The sequence below is a fragment of the Pseudomonas sp. genome (genome assembly GCF_049590575.1).
In the GTDB taxonomy this organism is placed as follows: domain Bacteria; phylum Pseudomonadota; class Gammaproteobacteria; order Pseudomonadales; family Pseudomonadaceae; genus Aquipseudomonas.
In genome coordinates, this window is the sequence record NZ_JBAWDE010000241.1 from 1 (window position 1) to 18460 (window position 18460).

General features: G+C 57.2%; 21 protein-coding genes. 12 read left to right on the top strand and 9 right to left on the bottom strand.

The window, feature by feature from the left end:
• Positions 1-268: response regulator (locus tag WBR57_RS16455; RefSeq protein ID WP_424084735.1), on the bottom strand; the 268-nt coding region annotated here is incomplete at its 3' end.
• On the bottom strand, positions 265-3093 hold the full coding sequence (locus WBR57_RS16460) for an ATP-binding protein (RefSeq protein ID WP_424084736.1): 2829 nt from the start codon (positions 3091-3093) through the stop codon (positions 265-267). The genes WBR57_RS16455 and WBR57_RS16460, both read right to left, overlap by 4 nt.
• Positions 3094-3262: 169 nt before the next feature.
• On the opposite strand from WBR57_RS16460, the gene WBR57_RS16465 reads away from it, so the two are divergent.
• The 3 genes from WBR57_RS16465 to WBR57_RS16475 all read left to right on the top strand — a co-directional run bounded on the left by WBR57_RS16465 (position 3263) and on the right by WBR57_RS16475 (position 6490).
• Entirely contained in the window at positions 3263-4450 is a 1188-nt protein-coding gene (locus WBR57_RS16465; protein ID WP_424084737.1) for an MFS transporter, read from the top strand.
• A 182-nt stretch (positions 4451-4632) separates the two neighbouring features.
• Positions 4633-5307 (top strand): Wzz/FepE/Etk N-terminal domain-containing protein, encoded by a 675-nt coding sequence (locus WBR57_RS16470; RefSeq protein WP_424084738.1) that lies wholly within the window; start codon positions 4633-4635, stop codon positions 5305-5307.
• 343 nt (positions 5308-5650) lie between these two features.
• The gene (locus WBR57_RS16475) at positions 5651-6490 is read left to right on the top strand and encodes a lipopolysaccharide kinase InaA family protein (RefSeq protein WP_424084739.1); all 840 of its coding nucleotides are present in this window, start codon (positions 5651-5653) and stop codon (positions 6488-6490) included.
• 37 nt (positions 6491-6527) lie between these two features.
• On the opposite strand, the gene WBR57_RS16480 is transcribed toward WBR57_RS16475, so the two are convergent.
• A complete protein-coding gene (locus WBR57_RS16480; protein WP_424084740.1) occupies positions 6528-6740 on the bottom strand; it encodes a hypothetical protein in 213 nt (70 codons plus the stop codon).
• A gap of 145 nt (positions 6741-6885) precedes the next feature.
• A complete protein-coding gene (locus tag WBR57_RS16485) occupies positions 6886-7239 on the bottom strand; it encodes a DUF6124 family protein (RefSeq protein WP_424084741.1) in 354 nt (117 codons plus the stop codon).
• Positions 7240-8056: 817 nt separating this feature from the next.
• Here WBR57_RS16485 and WBR57_RS16490 point away from each other — a divergent pair.
• Complete coding sequence (locus WBR57_RS16490; protein ID WP_424084742.1) at positions 8057-8305, top strand: hypothetical protein; 249 nt, start codon at positions 8057-8059, stop codon at positions 8303-8305.
• Between the two features lie 298 nt (positions 8306-8603).
• On the opposite strand, the gene WBR57_RS16495 is transcribed toward WBR57_RS16490, so the two are convergent.
• Positions 8604-9230, bottom strand: coding sequence for a hypothetical protein (locus WBR57_RS16495; protein ID WP_424084743.1), 627 nt, complete (start codon positions 9228-9230; stop codon positions 8604-8606).
• Between the two features lie 385 nt (positions 9231-9615).
• On the opposite strand from WBR57_RS16495, the gene WBR57_RS16500 reads away from it, so the two are divergent.
• The 5 genes from WBR57_RS16500 to tal all read left to right on the top strand — a co-directional run bounded on the left by WBR57_RS16500 (position 9616) and on the right by tal (position 13218).
• Positions 9616-10377: a hypothetical protein gene (locus tag WBR57_RS16500; RefSeq protein ID WP_424084744.1), complete on the top strand. Its 762-nt coding sequence runs from the start codon at positions 9616-9618 to the stop codon at positions 10375-10377.
• Positions 10378-10527: 150 nt separating this feature from the next.
• The gene (locus tag WBR57_RS16505; protein WP_424084745.1) at positions 10528-10770 is read left to right on the top strand and encodes a CopG family ribbon-helix-helix protein; all 243 of its coding nucleotides are present in this window, start codon (positions 10528-10530) and stop codon (positions 10768-10770) included.
• Entirely contained in the window at positions 10760-11044 is a 285-nt protein-coding gene (locus WBR57_RS16510) for a type II toxin-antitoxin system RelE/ParE family toxin (RefSeq protein ID WP_424084746.1), read from the top strand. The genes WBR57_RS16505 and WBR57_RS16510 overlap by 11 nt, the downstream gene beginning before the upstream one ends.
• Before the next feature lie 85 nt (positions 11045-11129).
• Positions 11130-12116, top strand: a complete 987-nt coding sequence (gene dusA / locus WBR57_RS16515) for a tRNA dihydrouridine(20/20a) synthase DusA (RefSeq protein ID WP_424084747.1) — start codon at positions 11130-11132, stop codon at positions 12114-12116.
• 175 nt (positions 12117-12291) lie between these two features.
• On the top strand, positions 12292-13218 hold the full coding sequence (gene tal, locus WBR57_RS16520) for a transaldolase (protein ID WP_424084748.1): 927 nt from the start codon (positions 12292-12294) through the stop codon (positions 13216-13218).
• A gap of 105 nt (positions 13219-13323) precedes the next feature.
• Here tal and rssC read toward each other — a convergent pair whose 3' ends face one another.
• Entirely contained in the window at positions 13324-13806 is a 483-nt protein-coding gene (rssC, locus tag WBR57_RS16525; protein WP_003172602.1) for an anti-sigma factor antagonist RssC, read from the bottom strand.
• Positions 13806-14987, bottom strand: coding sequence for a two-component system response regulator RssB (gene rssB / locus WBR57_RS16530; protein WP_424084749.1), 1182 nt, complete (start codon positions 14985-14987; stop codon positions 13806-13808). The genes rssC and rssB overlap by 1 nt, the downstream gene beginning before the upstream one ends.
• A gap of 276 nt (positions 14988-15263) precedes the next feature.
• Here rssB and WBR57_RS16535 point away from each other — a divergent pair, with 276 nt between their 5' ends.
• Entirely contained in the window at positions 15264-15560 is a 297-nt protein-coding gene (locus WBR57_RS16535) for a PilZ domain-containing protein (RefSeq protein WP_424084750.1), read from the top strand.
• 59 nt (positions 15561-15619) lie between these two features.
• On the opposite strand, the gene WBR57_RS16540 is transcribed toward WBR57_RS16535, so the two are convergent.
• Positions 15620-16309: an MlaA family lipoprotein gene (locus WBR57_RS16540; RefSeq protein WP_424084751.1), complete on the bottom strand. Its 690-nt coding sequence runs from the start codon at positions 16307-16309 to the stop codon at positions 15620-15622.
• A gap of 205 nt (positions 16310-16514) precedes the next feature.
• Here WBR57_RS16540 and WBR57_RS16545 point away from each other — a divergent pair, with 205 nt between their 5' ends.
• Positions 16515-17123 (top strand): HAD family phosphatase, encoded by a 609-nt coding sequence (locus tag WBR57_RS16545; RefSeq protein ID WP_424084752.1) that lies wholly within the window; start codon positions 16515-16517, stop codon positions 17121-17123.
• A 110-nt stretch (positions 17124-17233) separates the two neighbouring features.
• Positions 17234-17500 (top strand): DUF4404 family protein, encoded by a 267-nt coding sequence (locus WBR57_RS16550; protein ID WP_065901972.1) that lies wholly within the window; start codon positions 17234-17236, stop codon positions 17498-17500.
• Between the two features lie 74 nt (positions 17501-17574).
• Here the strand turns inward: WBR57_RS16550 and queF are convergent, their stop codons facing one another.
• Positions 17575-18405, bottom strand: a complete 831-nt coding sequence (gene queF, locus WBR57_RS16555) for an NADPH-dependent 7-cyano-7-deazaguanine reductase QueF (protein ID WP_424084753.1) — start codon at positions 18403-18405, stop codon at positions 17575-17577.
• Positions 18406-18460: the final 55 nt, after the last annotated feature.

The window sequence follows — 18460 nt, forward strand, 5'->3', positions numbered from 1 at the left end:
GCATGCGCCGTGACGCCACGCTCATCAGCGCCAGGGCCGGCGGGGCCTGCAGGCGCGCCAGTTGCTGGATCAATTGCACGCCGTCCATCCCCGGCATCATCAGGTCGCTGAGCAACAGGTCATAGCGCTGGCGGGCCAGGCGTTGCAAGGCGCTGGCGCCGTCCCAGACCACGTCGACGTCAAAGCCGCCGATGGCCTGGAACACGTTGATCAAGTACTCATGTTGAAAGGGATGATCCTCCACGATGAGCACGCGGTAGGCACTCACAGCACGCTCCTTTGGTAGCGCTGCAGGCATTGATACAGCGCGCGCAGGGTGAAGGGCTTGACCAGGCAATGGTCCATGCCCGCGCTGAGGCAGCGCTCGGCTTCGTCGAGCATCGCGTTGGCGGTGGCGCCGATGATCGGCAGCGCGCAGCCGAGGCGACGCAGTTGCTCGGTGAGCTCGTAGCCGTTCATGCGCGGCATATTGACGTCGGTGAGGATCATGTCGAACGCGGTTTCGCCCCACAGCGACAGCGCTTCGACCCCATCCCCGGCCAGCACCACGCTGCAGCCGAGTTCTTCAAGTTGATCGCGCAGGATCAGCTGGTTGATCAGGTTGTCTTCAGCCACCAGCAAACGCAGGTTCAGGTTGAGCTTGGCCGGGGCTTCGCTGGGGACCTGCGACAGCGGCTCCTCGACGCCTTGGGCACGGCTGACCGCACGGTTAAGCGCATGCAGGTTGTTCAGGCCGATCTGCCAGCACGCGCCGGGGCCCTGGTAAACGCCATGCTCATCGGCGGCCGCCGTCACCCGTGGGCCACACCAGCGCAGCCGATGGCCGGGCTCGACCTGGCCAGGGTAAAGCTCTACCAGCACCGCGCCAGGGTCGGCCTCGACCGATTCGGGCAGGCCCAATTGCGCCCGCGCGCCCCAGCGCCGCAGCCAGCCGCCGATGCTCTCGGCCAGCTCACGCACCGGCGATACCACGTAGACCCGTTCACCCAGCAGCGGCAGCGCCCAAGGCTCATGCTCATCCTCGTGGGCAGCCACCTGCTCCAACGGCAAGGTGAAGGTAAAACTGCTGCCCAGGCCCGGCTCGCTGACCACCCGCAGCGTACCGTTCATCAAGTGCACCAGGCGCTTGCAAATCGACAGCCCAAGCCCGGTGCCCGCCACCACATTGGCATTGCCGCTGGCCTGGAAGAACGGTTCAAACAGGTACTGCTGGTCCTGCGCCGCAATGCCCTTGCCGGTGTCGACCACTTGCCACTGCAACATCGCGCGCTCGCCTTCGCGGCTCTCCAGGCGCAAGCGCAATACGATCCGCCCGCTCTCGGTGAACTTCAGCGCGTTGTTGAGCAGGTTGTTGAGGATCTGGCGGATACGCGTGACATCGCCGCGCACGCGGTCGGGCAATTGCGGGTCAAGGCAGGCGAACAGCTGCAGGCCCTTGCTCTGCGCAGCCCCGGCGTAGCCCTGAACCACTTCCTGCACCAGCTCCAGCGGCGAAAACACGTTGAGCTCCAGGGAGAGCTGCCCCGCCTCGATCTTGGACACATCCAGCACATCGCAAATCAGTTGCAGCAGGTTGGCCGACGAGCCCTCGATGGCATTCAGGTAGCCGCGCTGCTGGCTGTTGAGGTCGGTGCGCGTGAGCAATTCCAGGGTACCGAGCACGCCGTACAGGGGCGTGCGGATTTCATGGCTCATGGTCGCCAGGAACAGTGTCTTGGCTTCATTGGCCGCGTCCGCCAGCGTGCGCGCCTGCTGCAGCGCCAGCTCCACCTGCTTGCGCTCGCTGATGTCGCTGAACGCGCAGATCAGCACTTCCTCACGCTGATAGCGGGTGGGCGCGAAACTCAGGAACAGGTGGCGACCGTCGGCCATTTGCAGCTCGTCGGTGCTGCTTTGTTCGGCGTCATCAAACGCCCGACGAATCCAGTCATGGCACAGCTTCTGACGCTCGCGGCCATTGCCTAGCCATTGGCACGACAAGGGGTTTTCCAGCACCACCGCGCCGTCACTGCGGCGTAGTACGCACAGGGCGACCGGCGCGATACGGATGACCGCGCTGCTGAACGCCTCGCTTTCCACCAGCGCTTCAATGCGAAGCGCGGCCGGGATGATCAGGCGCTGATCGATGCGCCGCACCAAGCGCAGCATCAGCACACTGGCCAGTGCGCACAACAGCAGGCACACCAGCAACGGCAGCGCCAGGCTGGGCAACAGCGAGCGCAACTCCAGGCTGTAGACGATCTGCCACTGGGAATACCCCAGGTGCTTGCGGATAGCCAGGCGGTCCGGCAACCAGCGGCTGCCCTCCCAGCCGAAACTGGCCGTGGCGTGATACTGGCGCAGCGCCTGCGCGGCGGCCGGCTGATGCGGCGCGCTGCTGAAAATCAACTGGCCGGCGCTGTCGAGCAACATGAAGTCGCCGGCTTTTTCGTGCTGCAAGGCATTGATCAGGTCAGGCGCGTCGACCTCCAGGCCAAGCCAACCCGACGTGGGGCTGCGCTCATCAAGCCGAGTGAAGATATACAGCGGCGAATCCAGGCGGCTCTGTTCGGTCAGCCACAGTTCATCACTGACCGAGACGTTGCCCGTGTCCACCGCCATCAACCGGTGCAACACCGACTCCGGCACCGCGGCAGGCTCAGTCCCCACGGTATACAAGCGCTCCACCGCAGGCTGCGCGCGTTGGGGCACGTAGATCAGGTTGACCCGGTTGGCCTCCAGGTAATCGAGCGTGCGCTTGGTCAGCCACAGGCTCCAGAGGTTGCCCGCCTCGCCCAGGGTGATGTGCACTTCTTCGGTCGGTACCTGATTGAGGTTGCCGACCGGTGGCGCGATGTGGCGCACCGTCGACAGGCCCAGGGTTTTAAGCAGGGTCTGGCGGCTGACAAAAAAGCACTGCGCATCGGAAACCGCCTCATTCATGTAACTGCGCCGCAGCGAGATCTCCTCGCTGAACGCCGCACGCAGGTAACTGTAGGCACCCGCGTACACGCCCAGCACCAGCGCCAGGGCGAACAGGCGCAGCAGCTTGCGGGCAGCCTTGGGCGTCGAGAACGACGAGTCGAGGGGTTGCAGGAAATGTTTGAGTTTCATCGCCGCAAGGGTAAAGAGCCTATGGAGCCAGTTGAATGAGACGAATCTCAAAGGCCGCGGCTCTACGCGCATTGAACTCTGCGGCAAATGGCTGTTCTAGACACCTTCGCCGCGACTTGCGTAGCATCGGCGGCAGTCCTTCGTGTTATCCATCCAAACAGAGCGATCCATGTCTATCCACCAAACTCCCGGGCATGTGCTGCCCGCGCGCAGTGCCGCCAAAATGGAAGCGGCCATGGCCGTGGGCGCTTTCGCTATCGGTACCGGCGAATTCGCCATCATGGGGCTGATGCCCGACATTGCGCAGAACCTGGGTTTAAGCGAACCCCAGGTCGGCCACGCCATCAGCGCCTACGCGTTGGGCGTGATGGTCGGGGCCCCATTGCTGGCCATTCTCGGCGCCAAGCTGTTGCGCAAACACATGTTGCTGCTGTTGATGGGCCTGTATGCCCTGGGCAACCTGGCCACCGCGTTTACCCCAAGCTTTGCTTCGCTGGTGGCTTTCCGCTTTATCAGCGGCTTGCCCCACGGCGCCTACTTCGGGATTGCCGCCGTGGTGGCCTCAAGCATGGTGCCCACCGATAAACGCGCCGGCGCGGTCGCGCGGGTGATGATGGGGCTGACGCTGGCCATGTTGCTGGGCAACCCGATAGCCACTTTCCTCGGCCAATACCTGGGCTGGCGCTCGGCGTTTGCGCTGGTCAGCGCCATCGCCCTGTGCACCCTCGCCCTGGTCTGGCGCTACGTCCCCGACCGCCGTGACGAACCGCGCAGCGATCCACGCAAGGAACTGCGCGCCTTCACCAAACCCCAGGTGTGGATGGCGCTGTCCATCGGCGCCATTGGTTTTGCCGGCATGTTCTGCGTGTTCAGCTACCTCGCCCCGACCATGCTCGAAGTGACCAAAGTCTCGCCACAGTGGATTCCCTTCGGCCTCGCCGCGTTCGGCGCGGGCGGCATTATCGGCAACATCGCCGGCGGCAAACTGTTCGACCGCCTGCAATTTCGCGCGGTGGGCTGGATCCTGGTGTGGTCGATGGCCGTGCTGATTTTCTTCACCTTCGCCGCCAGCTCGCCGTGGGGCGTACTGCTCGGCATTGCCCTGGTCGGCACCATGATCTCGATGGCCGCACCGCTGCAAATCCGCCTGATGGACATCGCCCACGAAGCGCCAAGCCTGGCGGCAGCCTCCAACCACGCGGCGTTCAACCTGGCGAATGCGCTGGGCCCGTGGTTGGGCGGGATGGCGATTACGGCGGGGCTGGGCTGGACGAGCACCGGGTATATCGGCGCGGTGACAGCGTTAGCCGGGCTGGGACTTTACCTGATAGCGCGGCGGATGAAGGGCGGGAATTGAAGGGGGCTGGAAGACCGGTTATTCGATGTGAACGATTGCACACGGAGTGTGCTCTTATGGCGATATCGGAGAATGATCAGCCTGGTTAAAACAGGAATAATTCTCATCTAACGTCATGTCAGAGAACGGATCGCGTTGTGATTTATTCTCTACACTCCAGGAACGTAAATAAGGAATTTTTCGTGAGCACTTCAATGAATTCGAAAACGCGTTCCCCTGATGACGAAATAGATCTGATCCCACTTCTGCAGGCCTTATGGGCCGGCAAAATAATCCTCATCGCCACAGCAGCCGCCGGCGCGGCTGTTGCATTCGCGTTCTACGCTACGACCGCAGAACAATGGACTGCCAGTACCTACCTCACCAAATCATCGCGCTATAACTGGTATAAGGAAGTTAAGCAGGATGATCCGCCAACCAATCCAAATCAGCCGCCAATAGAAAACAGACTGTACGGCGCCATCCAAAATGATGCGTTCTTTACCGCCTTGGGCGTGATGACAGCAAAGTCTATCGACGTTAGAGAAAGCGCTCCAAAAATAGGCGGTGGCGAATCAGCTCTGTATGTAGCCTCGGCGACTGCACCCACTGGGGAACAGGCGCAAACCCGGCTGCAAGCAGCGCTTGAGAGCGCGAATAAGGAGGCAATCGCACTTAATTTGCCAGCGTCGGTCGGCGAGAACAGCATGCGTGCATTTAACACCCTGTCTGATATCAAAGTCGCGAAAATCGAGAACTCGAAAAAATCTATTCCGCTGGGCGGGTTCTTGGGCCTGATAGTGGGAAGTTTGTTTGTCCTTGGCAGATTTCTGATTCTGCAGTACAAACAAAACCAGCGTAAGCAGAATGAATTATAGAAACTCCTGCGCCAATAAAAAAATAACATAGACTAATAATGCAGCCATAAAAACAATAAACATTTTTGCGGGGAAAGTTGTTTTCATTATGAATACTTACGCAGAGTGCAAGGTGATGGCCTGAAGCCATTATTGCACTGCGGCATTTGCTTTTCACCGTAATTTTTTGCAATCCACGATAAAAACCAAAATCACATCCAGGTGACCTTGTCAACGAAAGCAGTCTACAAAACACCCTAAATCAAGGAAATTTCATCTCCAGACAGGTTACGTTCAGGTTGGATCCAAAGGACTCAGCATGTAACATGCCTGTAAGATTTTTCTGATATGACAAGGATGTGTTTTGAGCTTTCCTGATAGAAGTGTGCTTGAGAGTTTCCCAACGACGCTCAACCATCGCAACGCTACAGTGTTCACCACATGCAGCACCGACGACAGCACCCAGCAAGCGATTCAGGATCTGATCGACACTCGCCATCAGCTCAAAGACCGCGTGAGTGCACCGCTAAAGGGAATGGAGAACGACCTGTTCGCCAAATCCCAGCCGCTCGACAGCCTCAAGCCAAAACTGCGCGTCACCTTCGGCCGCGCGAAACGCGATGGCACATTCGACTGGCCGGTAGAAGAAGTCATCAACACCCACCGCGCGCAAAAGCGCGGTGCCCCCGTGGCCGGCTTATATGGGTTCGGCTACAGAAAGTCCGCACTTGGCCTGATCCAGGAATTCTTCATCTTCACCGAGATGCTCGACGGCTACGTCAGCGGCCTGGACTGGCTGCGCCAGGAACGAGACATCCACAGCCTGATCAACGTGTCGTTCAAACTGCTGCGCTCCCTGCACAGCAAGGGCGTGGTGCACATGGACTTCTGGGCCAACAACGTGATGATCGACCCCAGGCAGCCCACACGCGCCAAGGCTATCGACCTGGAAAACTGCTTCCTTACCTCATCTAACTACCTGACCGAGGTGCTGGCATTTCAATTCGGCTTCTACTACCGGCGCGAAGTTTTCCGTTTCGTGATCGAAAAAGAATACGACCGGATGGTGCTGGAGGAACTCGCCAAGTATGAGGGAATTGATCGCGAGCGCTTTGACGAGATGTACGCGGCGAGCAAGCACGAAAACATCAGCCGCCGGGCGCGGCGCGAGATTTTTCATAAGGGCACCGTGGTCACAGGATAACCCCCTCCCCCGTGGCGAGGGCGCTCGCTCCCGCCCGTCAATCGTCGTGCAAAAGCCCCGAACTGTACTGACTGAAGCTGCTACCCAGCGCACCTCCACCGAAATTCACTTTGGTGGCGTTGTTGTTGGTGCTATGGCCGTCGAACGACTGGCACCCCTCTGAAAAGCACGTACTGCTGCTCATGCCTGAACAGGCACTCAACAACAATGTGCCGGTGATCATTACGACTTGGACCAGGTTCGAGATCATTTCAGTGCCCTATGGATTGGAGGTGCAGCGAGCCTCTTCACAGCGAAGATCGTAGACCTCGTGCGCACAGAGGATCATGAAACGTTGCTGAGTGACAGGCCGGGTTCAGGTTGCCGCCTTTTTGGGTAAGGCGGCGAGCAAGTGATCAAATGATCGCAGGTGCCACCTGTTCCTGGGCTCGATCTACGAGTAGCGCGCTTAACTCGATAAGCTGCTGGATACCCAAGGCTATGGCGCGGTGGGGCTCGTCGAGGTCGAACGCCAGGGTTGAAACCATCTGGTTGGCGGAGGCGAGATTTTCGGAGGCGTTGACCAGGAGGGTTTCAGTGTCGATGTTGGGGCTGACGTGGAACAGGTGGGGACTGGGTTGCTCGGGCGGAGTGTCGTCTTCAGATGAAGGCAGGTAATGATGAATTGCTCGCTGGGCGGCGGCTTGAAGCTTGGTATCAATGGGTGCTGCATTTGAGGTACGGGGCGGATTCGGTGTGACCTTGTACATGGCGATGCTCCTTAACTATTCAGGAACTACCAAACTCACTTCCACATGAGGGTGGCAGCTGTACGCAGGTGTGGAAGACCAGGGCTAAGGACCCGGCGCACCGAAGTGCCCCGCGCACAGCCGCCGAAACACATGATACAGGCGTTAAAAACGCCGGTGGGGTGTTTATGGGCGATTGCGTCTTAGCTTGGTACGGACTTCCACATCCGACCGCTGGATTGGCAGCGGCGTGGGGAGGTTAGCTATGGGGGGTCTGAGGGGCAAGCTGAGAAAAGCGTGGGATATTTCCTAGAGGCGCCCCTAAGAAGCATCCCTGATAAACTGCACCATTCGCCCCATCGACCCAGATCCCCCAATGCCCCTACACGCCGCTCCCCTCTCCCGCCGTTTCTCCGTCGCGCCGATGATGGATTGGAAGCATTGTATCTAAGAGCCTTCAAAAACAAGGCCTACAGCTGAATCAGCTTTAGCTCGTACCATTTATGTACCATTGCAGTCCGGCCGCACCGTACCTCCGACTAGAATAGCCACCTTAGACATTAGGCAGTTTAGGCCAGAAGCAGGCATGCAGACCAAACCTGCTGCAGCCAAAAGCTGCCAATAATAACAAATAGTGCTAAGTCAAACTGCCGACGGAACCAGAGTCGATTCATAGTGTATAATTCCTTTATACGCTCATATAAACGCTGAAAATTTCAACTTAGAAACGCATAACCGGAGAAACAAGGAATATTACACATCAAGATTTTCCAGGTAATTATGCGTAAATTGGCATATGTTAAACTTTAAAACATTCAATCAACCGAGGTAATAAAGCATGATCGTAGAAAGAGCTGATTTGGGAAACGGTGGCAGTGTTGGTGTTGTGCTGACACCACTCACAGGGACCAGCTTCGAAGGTGATTGGGGCGTAGATACAGACCTTGTCCTGGTCTCACTGCTGCACCCGATCGGAAAAGCGTGCACTTATCGCAAAGGGATGGGCCATTATCGTCTGATTGATAAATTGAACCTTGAAGAATCAGATGCAATTGGTCTTTCTAATTGGCTTGATGCAAGATTATAAGGGAAGAATGCTCTCAGCCATCGCAGCCACGGCGATGGCCTTTTAGCTTCGGCGCACCTTTATTAAAATTATTAATTGTTAGGTGCACATACATTAACTTTCGACTCGTGTACACACCCGCAAAAACCAATAACATCATTGTACTGTCGAGCTGTTTCTATGGTGCCGTCTATACGAAAAGCCTGCTGTCGGCAGGCTCTTTAGGCATTTAACAAAACAGCGGTATTTACGGACTCACTCATCCACCATCTTCAACTTACCATAGCCAAACAAAGCGTCCCTGGAGTAAGTAGCGATGTTAACCTTCCATCTCATCTTTTTTTGTATTAAAGACTCGAAGCTTTTCGAAAATCCTTATCTGCAGCCATCCAAGCCTATGTTCAAAAGCCGTTGCCTCACGAAACTGGCAACCCTCTTTCCACTTTACCAACGTAACTTTATCATTAGTGGCGCCGTCATTACATGAGGCAAATAGAACACTAGCAATAGCTCCACCACCTTTCTGCATCAGCATGAACGCATGATGCCGACCTGTACCTATAGCTTCCAGGCTATTAGTTACATCTTTAAAAAGCGTTTGTTGAGATCGGACTGAGACCATCCAACAGTGTTTCACGGTAAGAATGAATAGATCGCAATCTCGCCCGGTTTTTGCTGCCATATTACTGGAGTACTTGCAAAACTGCGATCTAGATGTTTCGTGTGAAAATAGATACGCTTTCAGAGCTAGGATAATACCTAGCTCGCCAGCGCCTGCGACAGCTATAAGTGGAGATTTTTCGAAGTTTACTGAAGAAGAAGGAGTAAAAATTTTTGTTTCCAAGTAATCCCCAACTGGTATACCGGAAATCCCTAAAGCACCATCCTCCAGTGATCCATAAGTATCACCTACCAGGACACGTCGATTCCACACAATTGTCGTCATATTTTTCTCACTTTCTGCAAATTAAAAAGTCTAAGAGACATACACTAAAATCTATAAAGGTTTTGCGGGATTTATTGAGAAGATTATGGAGTCTCTACCTATTTTCCCTCAATCACCCAAACGTATCTTACCTCAGCTTAGCCAGACTTGGCCGTGTGCTGCCCTCGATGAGGGTTTGGTCAGGGTCGATTGCTTACCGTCAGACGCAAATCAACGGCTTTATCGGTGACGGATTGGCCGCACTAACAAAAATGACTAGTAAATTCGGGGCCTACGTGAGCCTCGAAAAAAAGCGCATCATTTTTGTCCCACTCTAAACTTCAGCTATCGTCACGCTTCCCCTTTTTTCCGTAGGGCACGCGGACCAAAATTCTAAGGAGGCTCAGTGAAGGACAACCTAATTTGGCTAGAAATCAAACAGGTTTGGCGACAGCTGAATGGTCAAGTACATCCTGTGATTCTTCATTATCCGGACGAAGACCATCCATATCATGGGGTAGGCACCGCATTCATCTTGGAACATAACGAACAGCTATTCGTGGTCTCTGCCCAGCACGTATTGGATAGCCAGAAGGCAAAAAGTGACGACTTTACGATTCTTATCCGAGACGCCTCTTACTCGCTCATCTTCGACCTTGAGGCCGTTTTCCGCCCCGAATACGAGCCACACTTCGATATATTGATCCGACGTGTCGCGCAGTTTCAACGTGAGCTGCTTATCAAGCAAGGGGTGTATTGGGTGGGCACAGAGTTCACAATCGCCCCACAATATTATCAAGACGCGAAAATCTTCTACGTCTTCGGATACAGCGAGGACCATCGAGAGTATGACTACTCCGAAAAGCGTATAAGTGCTTCTCTCTCCTATCTGGTAGGCACGCTGGCAAGTCCAAATCTGGAGGAGATGGTTACCCTTAACCTTGTAGATGGCTATCCCAATTCGCTCAGGGGTTTCAGCGGCTCCCCTGTAATCGCGGTTATAGAAGACCAATGGATGTTCGCAGGAATGCTGACCCTGGCCGTGAAATCGACAGGCGTGATGAACTTCATTCCGGCCCATCGTATTGTGGGGTACCTGTTAGAGCTGGACGAGATGGTGCGTTCAAACAGCGGCAACCTGAAGCAAATAGGGGACGGATTTATTTAAATTTGATGTCTACTACGACTGGCGAAAAACCGAAATTTCTATTTTTCCAGGCTACCAAATTAGCTCAAATCAGTTCACGCGACGACCTGTCGATTCAAGCCCGCACTCCACGGTGTAAGATACCCAGCAACCTTCCATATCGAGGCTGCCATGACCGGAATATCCCTGAACCTGCCGGAAGACCTGTCCAACTCCCTGGCCGATCTGGCCAAAACAAACGGCCAAACCGCGACCTACCTAGCAATGGACGTTCTACGTGACTACATCGAACATGAAAAAACACTGATCACACAGATCGAGCTGGCAGTAAAAGAAGCCGAGCAGGGCAAATTCGCCACCGATGACCAAGTTGCTGCCATGCGAGCCAGGCGTTGGAGTCGCAATGCAGGTTGAGTGGCTTGAAAAAGCACTCAAAAACCTGGAAGACGAAGCAAACTACATTGCGCTTGAAAACCCAAAGGCTGCTGACGACTTCTCCGATGCTATCTTTGCCAGCGTCGATAAACTTGCTCAGTTTCCCTCGATGGGCCGCGAAGGTCGGGTCAAGCAGACCCGAGAATGGGCAGTGCCTAACTGGTCCTATCTGATCCCATATCGGATTCACGGTGATCGTCTTCAGATCCTCGGCGTATTCCACACGCGACAACGTCCCCGCACAAAATGGTGAAACGTACGCAGCACGCTTCCTCTCCGACACCCGTTGTACATCCCTGATAAACTGCACCATTCGCCCCATCGACCCAGATCCCCCAATGCCCCTACACGCCGCTCCCCTCTCCCGCCGTTTCTCCGTCGCGCCGATGATGGATTGGACCGACCGTCACTGCCGGTTCTTCCTGCGCCTGCTCTCCAAACATGCCCTGCTCTACACCGAGATGGTCACCACGGGCGCGATCCTGCATGGCGACCACGAGCGTTTCCTGCGCCACAACGAGGCCGAGCACCCGCTTGCCCTTCAACTGGGCGGTAGTGTCCCGGCGGATTTGGCCGCGTGCGCGCGCATGGCGGAGGCGGCCGGGTATGACGAGGTAAACCTGAACGTCGGCTGCCCGAGTGATCGGGTGCAGAACAATATGATCGGCGCGATCCTGATGGCGCACCCGGCGTTGGTGGCCGATTGTGTGAAGGCGATGCGTGATGCGGTGTCGATTCCGGTGACGGTGAAGCACCGCATCGGGATCAATGGTCGGGACAGTTACGCCCAGCTGTGTGATTTTGTCGGGCAGGTGAAGGAGGCAGGGTGCACCAGTTTTACCGTGCACGCGCGGATTGCGATTCTGGAGGGGCTGTCGCCGAAGGAGAATCGCGACATTCCTCCTTTGCGGTATGACGTGGCGGCGCAGTTGAAGCGGGACTTTGCCGACCTGGAGATTATTCTCAATGGCGGGATCAAGACGCTGGAGCAGTGCCACGAGTATTTGCAGGTATTTGATGGGGTGATGCTGGGCCGTGAGGCTTATCACAATCCGTATTTGCTGGCAGAGGTGGATCAGCAGTTGTTCGGTAGCGCGCAGCCGGTGATCAGCCGCGCGGAGGCGTTGGCGCAGTTGCGGCCTTATATTGCTGAGCATTTGGCCACTGGCGGGACGATGCATCACATCACACGGCATGTGCTGGGGTTGGGAACGGGCTTTCCGGGGGCGAGGAAGTTTCGTCAGTTGTTGTCGGTGGATATTCACAAGGCGACAGATCCGTTGGCGTTGCTGGATCAGGCTGGTGAGTTGTTGGAAGGTCGCTGACTGTCATTCGGTTTGAACCTGCCGAGCGTTTTGCCCTCCTATTTAGCACCAAGGCCGGTCATTTGAGCGGCCATCTCCAGGTTGTTGCCCTCGCAAACGATCGAACGCATTTGCGCCCTTGAGCGCCTGCCGGCGCTCGGGTAATGTCACCAGACCCATAGGACAGAGCACGCCCATGACTTCCAAGCTGGAACAACTCAAGCAGTTCACCACCGTTGTAGCCGATACCGGCGACTTTTCCACCCTCGCCAAGCTCAAGCCGCAAGACGCCACCACTAACCCCTCCCTGTTGCTCAAGGCTGCCTCGATCCCAGGCTATGCCAAGCTGCTGGATGAGTGCGTGAAGGACTGCAACGGCGACGTAGGCCTGGCCAGCGACCGTTTTGCGGTGGCGGTGGGTCAAGAAATCCTCAAAGTCGTACCGGGCCGTATCTCCACCGAGGTGGATGCGCGCCTGTCGTTCGACACTGACGCCGTACTCAAGCGTGCGCACCGTCTGATCGACCTGTATGACAAAGCCGGCGTGAGCCGCGACCGCGTACTGATCAAGATCGCCTCCACCTGGGAAGGCATCCGCGCCGCCGAGAAGCTGGAGAAAGAAGGCATCCAGACCAACTTGACCCTGCTGTTCTCCTTTGCCCAGGCCGTCGCCTGCGCCGAAGCGGGTGTGTTCCTGATTTCGCCGTTCGTGGGCCGCATCTACGACTGGTACAAGAAGGCCAATGGCAACGACTACACCGGTTCCGATGATCCGGGCGTGCAGTCGGTGACGCGCATCTACAACTACTACAAGGCCAATGGCTACAAGACCGTAGTGATGGGTGCAAGCTTCCGCAACCTCAGCCAGATCGAAGAGCTGGCCGGGTGTGATCGCCTGACCATCAGCCCTGATCTGCTGGAAAAACTCGCGGCCGATGAAGGCAAGCTCGAGCGCAAGCTGTCGCCGGGCCATGCCGGTGAAGCACGGGTGCATTTGACTGAAGCGCAGTTCCGTTGGGAGTCCAACGAGGATGCAATGGCGACCGAGAAGCTGGCCGAGGGCATCCGTCAGTTTGCTCGCGACCAGGAGAAGCTGGAAGCGTTGCTGACTGCCAAGCTGTAAGGCAATCGACAACAAAAAGGGCGGCACCCTCGCGGGTGCCGCCCTTTTTTGTGTTTCGCTGCTCTCAAGCCCGCTACCACATTTGGACGGGGTTTCAACTGGGGATCAGTGGCGTTCCAGCGCGTTGACGAGGTCGTGGAAGGCTTCGCGATTGGACTCGTTCAGCCCCATCAGGATCTTGTGCGCTTCCAGCACCTTGACCCGCACCACTTCCTCGGACTGGTCCTGGGATGGCAGGTCGGTCAGGCATTCCGGGCAAGGGATCGGGCGGTCAACGATGTTGAACACCTGGTCGAAGCCCATGGACTGCAGCAGCCGGGTAATGTCTTCGTGGGTGGTGACGACGGTCGGCAACAGGCCGACCTTCTGCCGAGACAGAATGGACAGCTTGGCCAACAGCCCAAGGGTGGTGCTATCGATGCTGCGGGTTTCGGTCAGATCGATCACGATCGCCGAAAAATTCAACGCTGTGAAAATCCGCTCAATCGTCGCATCCAGCGCCGAACACAGGGTCAGGCGCACTTCACCGACAAATTTCAGGACGAAGGTCCCGTCTTGCTCGGCGAATTGGATTCTTCCGGTACTCATCAAAGATTCCTGCTCAACACCAATAGGGCGATATCATCCGGCATCTCCCCCAGCGTGGCCAATCCAAAAACCTGCCGCAGGCCATCCAGGCTGCCGCCCGCCGACTTGACCTTTTGGGGCAAGGCAGCTTCTTTCTCTTTGAGTGTAGGCTCTGGAAGAAGGTCCAGGATACCGTCGGACATCAGCGTCAGGCTAAACGTCGGCGGCAGCTCCAGAATGTGGTCTTCGTAGGTGGCTTCGTTGAACAAGCCAACCGGCAGACCACGCCCTTCCAGGTAGCGCACACTGTCTGGAGTGTACAAAACCGGCATCGGCAGGTGACCGCCGATGCTGTAGGTCAAAAGACCCGTTTCCTCATCAATCACGCCGCCAACCATCGTCACGTGCTTGCCCAGCTTGCAGCTGATCAGGCCTCGGTTGATGTGGCCCAGCACCTCGGAGGGGGTGAACTCCGGCAAGGTGCCATTGCGTTTGGACTCGAACAACAGCCGTGTGGTCATGAACTTCAACAACACGGTGACAAAAGCCGAAGACGCGCCATGGCCGGATACGTCGGCCAGGTAGAACGCAACGCGCCGCTCATCCACCCGAAAATAGTCGACAAAATCACCCGACAGGTACAACGACGGGATGATCTGGTGGGCAAACCTGAATTCATCGATGCTCCACGGGCTGACCGGGAGCATGTTCATCTGCACCTGGCGACCGGCGTTCTGGTCTTCCTGGAGCAGGTTGAGGCTGGCTTCGAGTTCGCGGTTGGCGGTTTCGAGCTTTTCGCGGTAACGCTGGTTTTCCAACAACAGGCGTGCACGATCCAGGGCACGGCGTACCGAGTGCTCCAGTACCGCCAGGTCTTCCAGGGGTTTGATCAGGTAGTCGGCGGCCCCCAGGCGCAAGGCCTCGACGGCATCGTTCATCACCCCGGCACCGGACACGACAATCACCGGCGTCTGCGGAGCTCGCTCGGTCACCTGGCGAATCAGCTCCAGGCCACCCATCTGGGGCATGCGCAGGTCGCAGATCACGAGGTCGGGCTTGTCGCGCTCGAACACCTGGAGACCCTGTTGGCCATTGCTGGCCTGCAGAACGCTGAAGCCACTGTCTTCCAAATAGGCTGCGAGGCTCGCGCGCACTACTTCGTCGTCATCGATTATCAGCAGCGTGGCACTGGTTTTTTGCATGTGGGCAAACGGCGCCAGAATTAGGTTGGCGTAGGTGGCTCGACAATGGCCGGGCTCACGTACTGGATTCGCTTTCTAGCCTCTCTGTCCTACAAAACGCGGGATTTTTACCCACGCACAACGGTAAAGCAGAGGTGCCCTTCTAAGGCGCAGACGGTACTCCCATCCGCCAGGGGTTTCAAGCTCATGCCGATGGTCGCCGAGCGTCTTTACATCGCAAATCACCGGGAGTTATAAGAACAGGCACGACCACAACACAAAGTAAGGATGGAACCTGTGAGCGAACACGAGCGCGACTACGCCGAAAAACGCGATTTCATCCGCATGCGTGTGGATGCCGATGTATCTTTGATCCACGCCGGGCAGGAGATTGCCGGGGTCTGCGTGGACCTTTCCAGCTCCGGCATGCAGGTGCAGGCACCCCGCCAGTTTCAGGTGGGTGACCAACTGACCGTGCGCATCGATTCGGAGCACGCTGCCCTCAAGGGCTTGGAGGCCGACACCGAGGTGGTGTGGACGAAAACCAGCGGTGAGGACCAGCATCTGGGCCTCAAGATCCTGAAAATGCGCTGAACGGCGCACACAAAAAAGGCGACCCCAGGGTCGCCTTTTTCATTTCATGACGTTACAGCTTAAAAGTCGTCGACAACCTTGCCATCCTTGACCTTGAACTCGCGGTTCTGCAGGTAGGCGTTGCGGATAAAGGTGTATTTGTCGCCGGTGATCAGCTTCTCGCTGTCGAGCAGGCTGGCGCGGGTATCGACGATGCCCAGGCCCATGACGCTATTGCGCAGGGAAACATCGTCCATATAACGGTAAGGCTGGGTGTAGCTGTCTACATATTTGGAGGGCGCGTCACGCAGGGTGCTTGGACCGAGCAGCGGGATCATCACGTATGGGCCACTGCCTACGCCCCAGTAGCCCAGGGTCTGACCGAAGTCTTCATCGTTGCGCTGCAGCCCCATTTTGGTGCCGACATCAACCAGGCCCAGCACGCCAAACGTGGTGTTGACCAACAAACGAGCCGTGTCCACACCGGCGTTGTAAGGCTTGAGTTGCAGCACGTTGTTGGCCAGGTTGCCCACATCGCCGATGTTGCGGAAGAAGTTGTGCACGCCGTCCTGCACAAATTGCGGGGTCACAAACTGATAGCCCTTGGCCAATGGTTTGAGGGCGTAGGTGTCAACGGTGTCGTTGAAGGTGAAGATCGGGCGATTGACGCTTTCCCATGGATCGTCTTCCGACGCTGCATGTGCGGCGAACGGGGCCAATAACACGGTGGCACACACCGACAGCTGAGCGAAGTAGTGGCTCCAGCGCATAGCTTTTGCTCCTTGGATGGTCTGTCATGGGCGCTATGCCCTGAATAAGGCCGTCAGTATATGACGTAAGTGTCGAATTAGGCAGTACACAGGAAACGCCATACAAAAAATGCACAAAATTCCCACAATTACGCGACCAACTCGGATCTGTCATCGACTTGTCATCAGGGCCCGATAGCGTCAGGGCTATTTCAGGGACGTCGACATGCCTCACGCCGAGATTGCCATCGCCAGCGCGCCTGCGTTGACTGCCGTTCTGTTCGGGCTGAGTGGCTGCCTGGTCGACTTCGGTTCCCAGGCCCGCACCGATTACCCCTCCCCCGACTCCCAGGCCACACCGGGCGCGCTGAAAATTCTGCGCAGCCTGAAGGAGCAAGGCGTTCCCTGTGCCTGGCTGGATGAACTGCCTCCCTCGGTAACCACCCCGCTGGCCGCCACGCTCCCCGGCTGGCTCAAAGCCGCCTCCCCCTCCTCAATCCGCTGGCCCGCGCCCCATGCCTGCTGGCAGGCGTTGATGGAATTGAACATAGAACGCCTGGAAGGCTGCGTGCTGGTAAGCGGCGAGCCGCGCCTGCTGCAATCAGGGCTGAACGCCGGGTTGTGGACCATCGGCCTGGCCTCCTGCGGCTCGCTGTGCGGACTGGCCCCCGAGCAGTGGCAGGCGCTGAGCGAGCAGGAGCGCGAATACAAACGTGGCAAGGCCACCGTGGCGTTGTACGGGTTGGGCGTGCACTCGGTGATCGACCACCTCGGCGAGCTCGGCACCTGCCTGGCGGACATCAGCCTGCGCCGGCTCAAAGGCGAAAAGCCCTGACAGAGATCATGCACAGTCGGCGCCGGTGGATTAATCTACAGGTCAGCCCGTAGACCTTTCTCGGCATGCCGCGGTCTATGCCAGTGCCTATCGATAAAAGGAAGAACGTCATGCCTGATCGCAAAAAACTGGAAGAACAGGTCGAAATCCTGCGCGGGCAGTTGGAACAGGAGCCGCCGCTGCCGGAAGAAAAACGTGAAGCGCTTGAGGCCTTGATTGCCAAGTTTGAATTACAGCTTGAACTGGAACCTGCCACTCAGACACCCAGTATTTCCGACGATGTGAATCAAGCTGCCATAGAGTTCGACGCCGATCACCCGGTGATTTCCGGGACCCTGCGCAATATCATGATCACGCTTGGAAACATCGGGATCTGACCCGAACCCAAGCCAGGCACACACCCAAAATGTGGGAGGGGCAAGCCCCCTCCCACATCTGTTTTGTGTGCAGGCTACTGGCGGGCTAGACGCAGGTTCTGGAACGCCATGTCCTCGGTGCTGCGATACGGGTTTATATCCAGCCCGCCACGCCGCACATACCGCGCATACACGGTCAGTTTTTCCGGTTTGAGCAGGCGCTGCAGGTCGAGAAAAATCCGCTCCACGCACTGTTCATGAAAGTCCGAGTGCTGGCGAAAGCTCACCAGGTACTCGAGCAGGCTGGCGTGATCCAGTGCCGAACCGCGGTACGCCACCGCCACGCTGCCCCAATCGGGCTGACTGGTAACCGGGCAGTTGGATTTAAGCAGGTGGCTGTGCACGCTCTCCTCGACAATGCGCGAGTCATCGCAACGCAGCAGTTCCGGACGCGGGTGTTCATAGTTGCTGACGCTGATCTCCAGGTCGTCGATGCAAACGCCCGGCATGGCCTGCACACCTTCGGTTTCCACCTCGGCCAGGCTGCGGATGCGCACGCTGACCGGTTTGCCGGCAGCCGCGCTGAGGTCGGTGCGCAGGGTGGCTTCCAGGCTTGCCGTATCGGCAAACGCAGTCTGGTTGAGCGAATTGAGGTACAGCTTGAACGACTTGGATTCGATGATGTTCGGCGAATCGGCCGGGATGCTGAATTCACCGATGGCCACCACCGGCTTGCCCGACGGCAGCAGCCAGGACAACTCGAAGCAGTTCCAGAAATCCACGCCTGTGTAAGGCAGGGTCTCGGCGCTCAGGCCCAGCTCGGCCCATTTGGCGGCGCGCGGAATCGGGAACAGCAACGAAGGGGTGTAGGTAGAGATGTATTCACTGGACTTGCCCAGCGGCGAATGTTCGGCTGCGGGATGCATGGCGGAAACCTGGCTAAATAAACCCCGCCAGTCTACCAGCCTTTGCCCCCGCCCT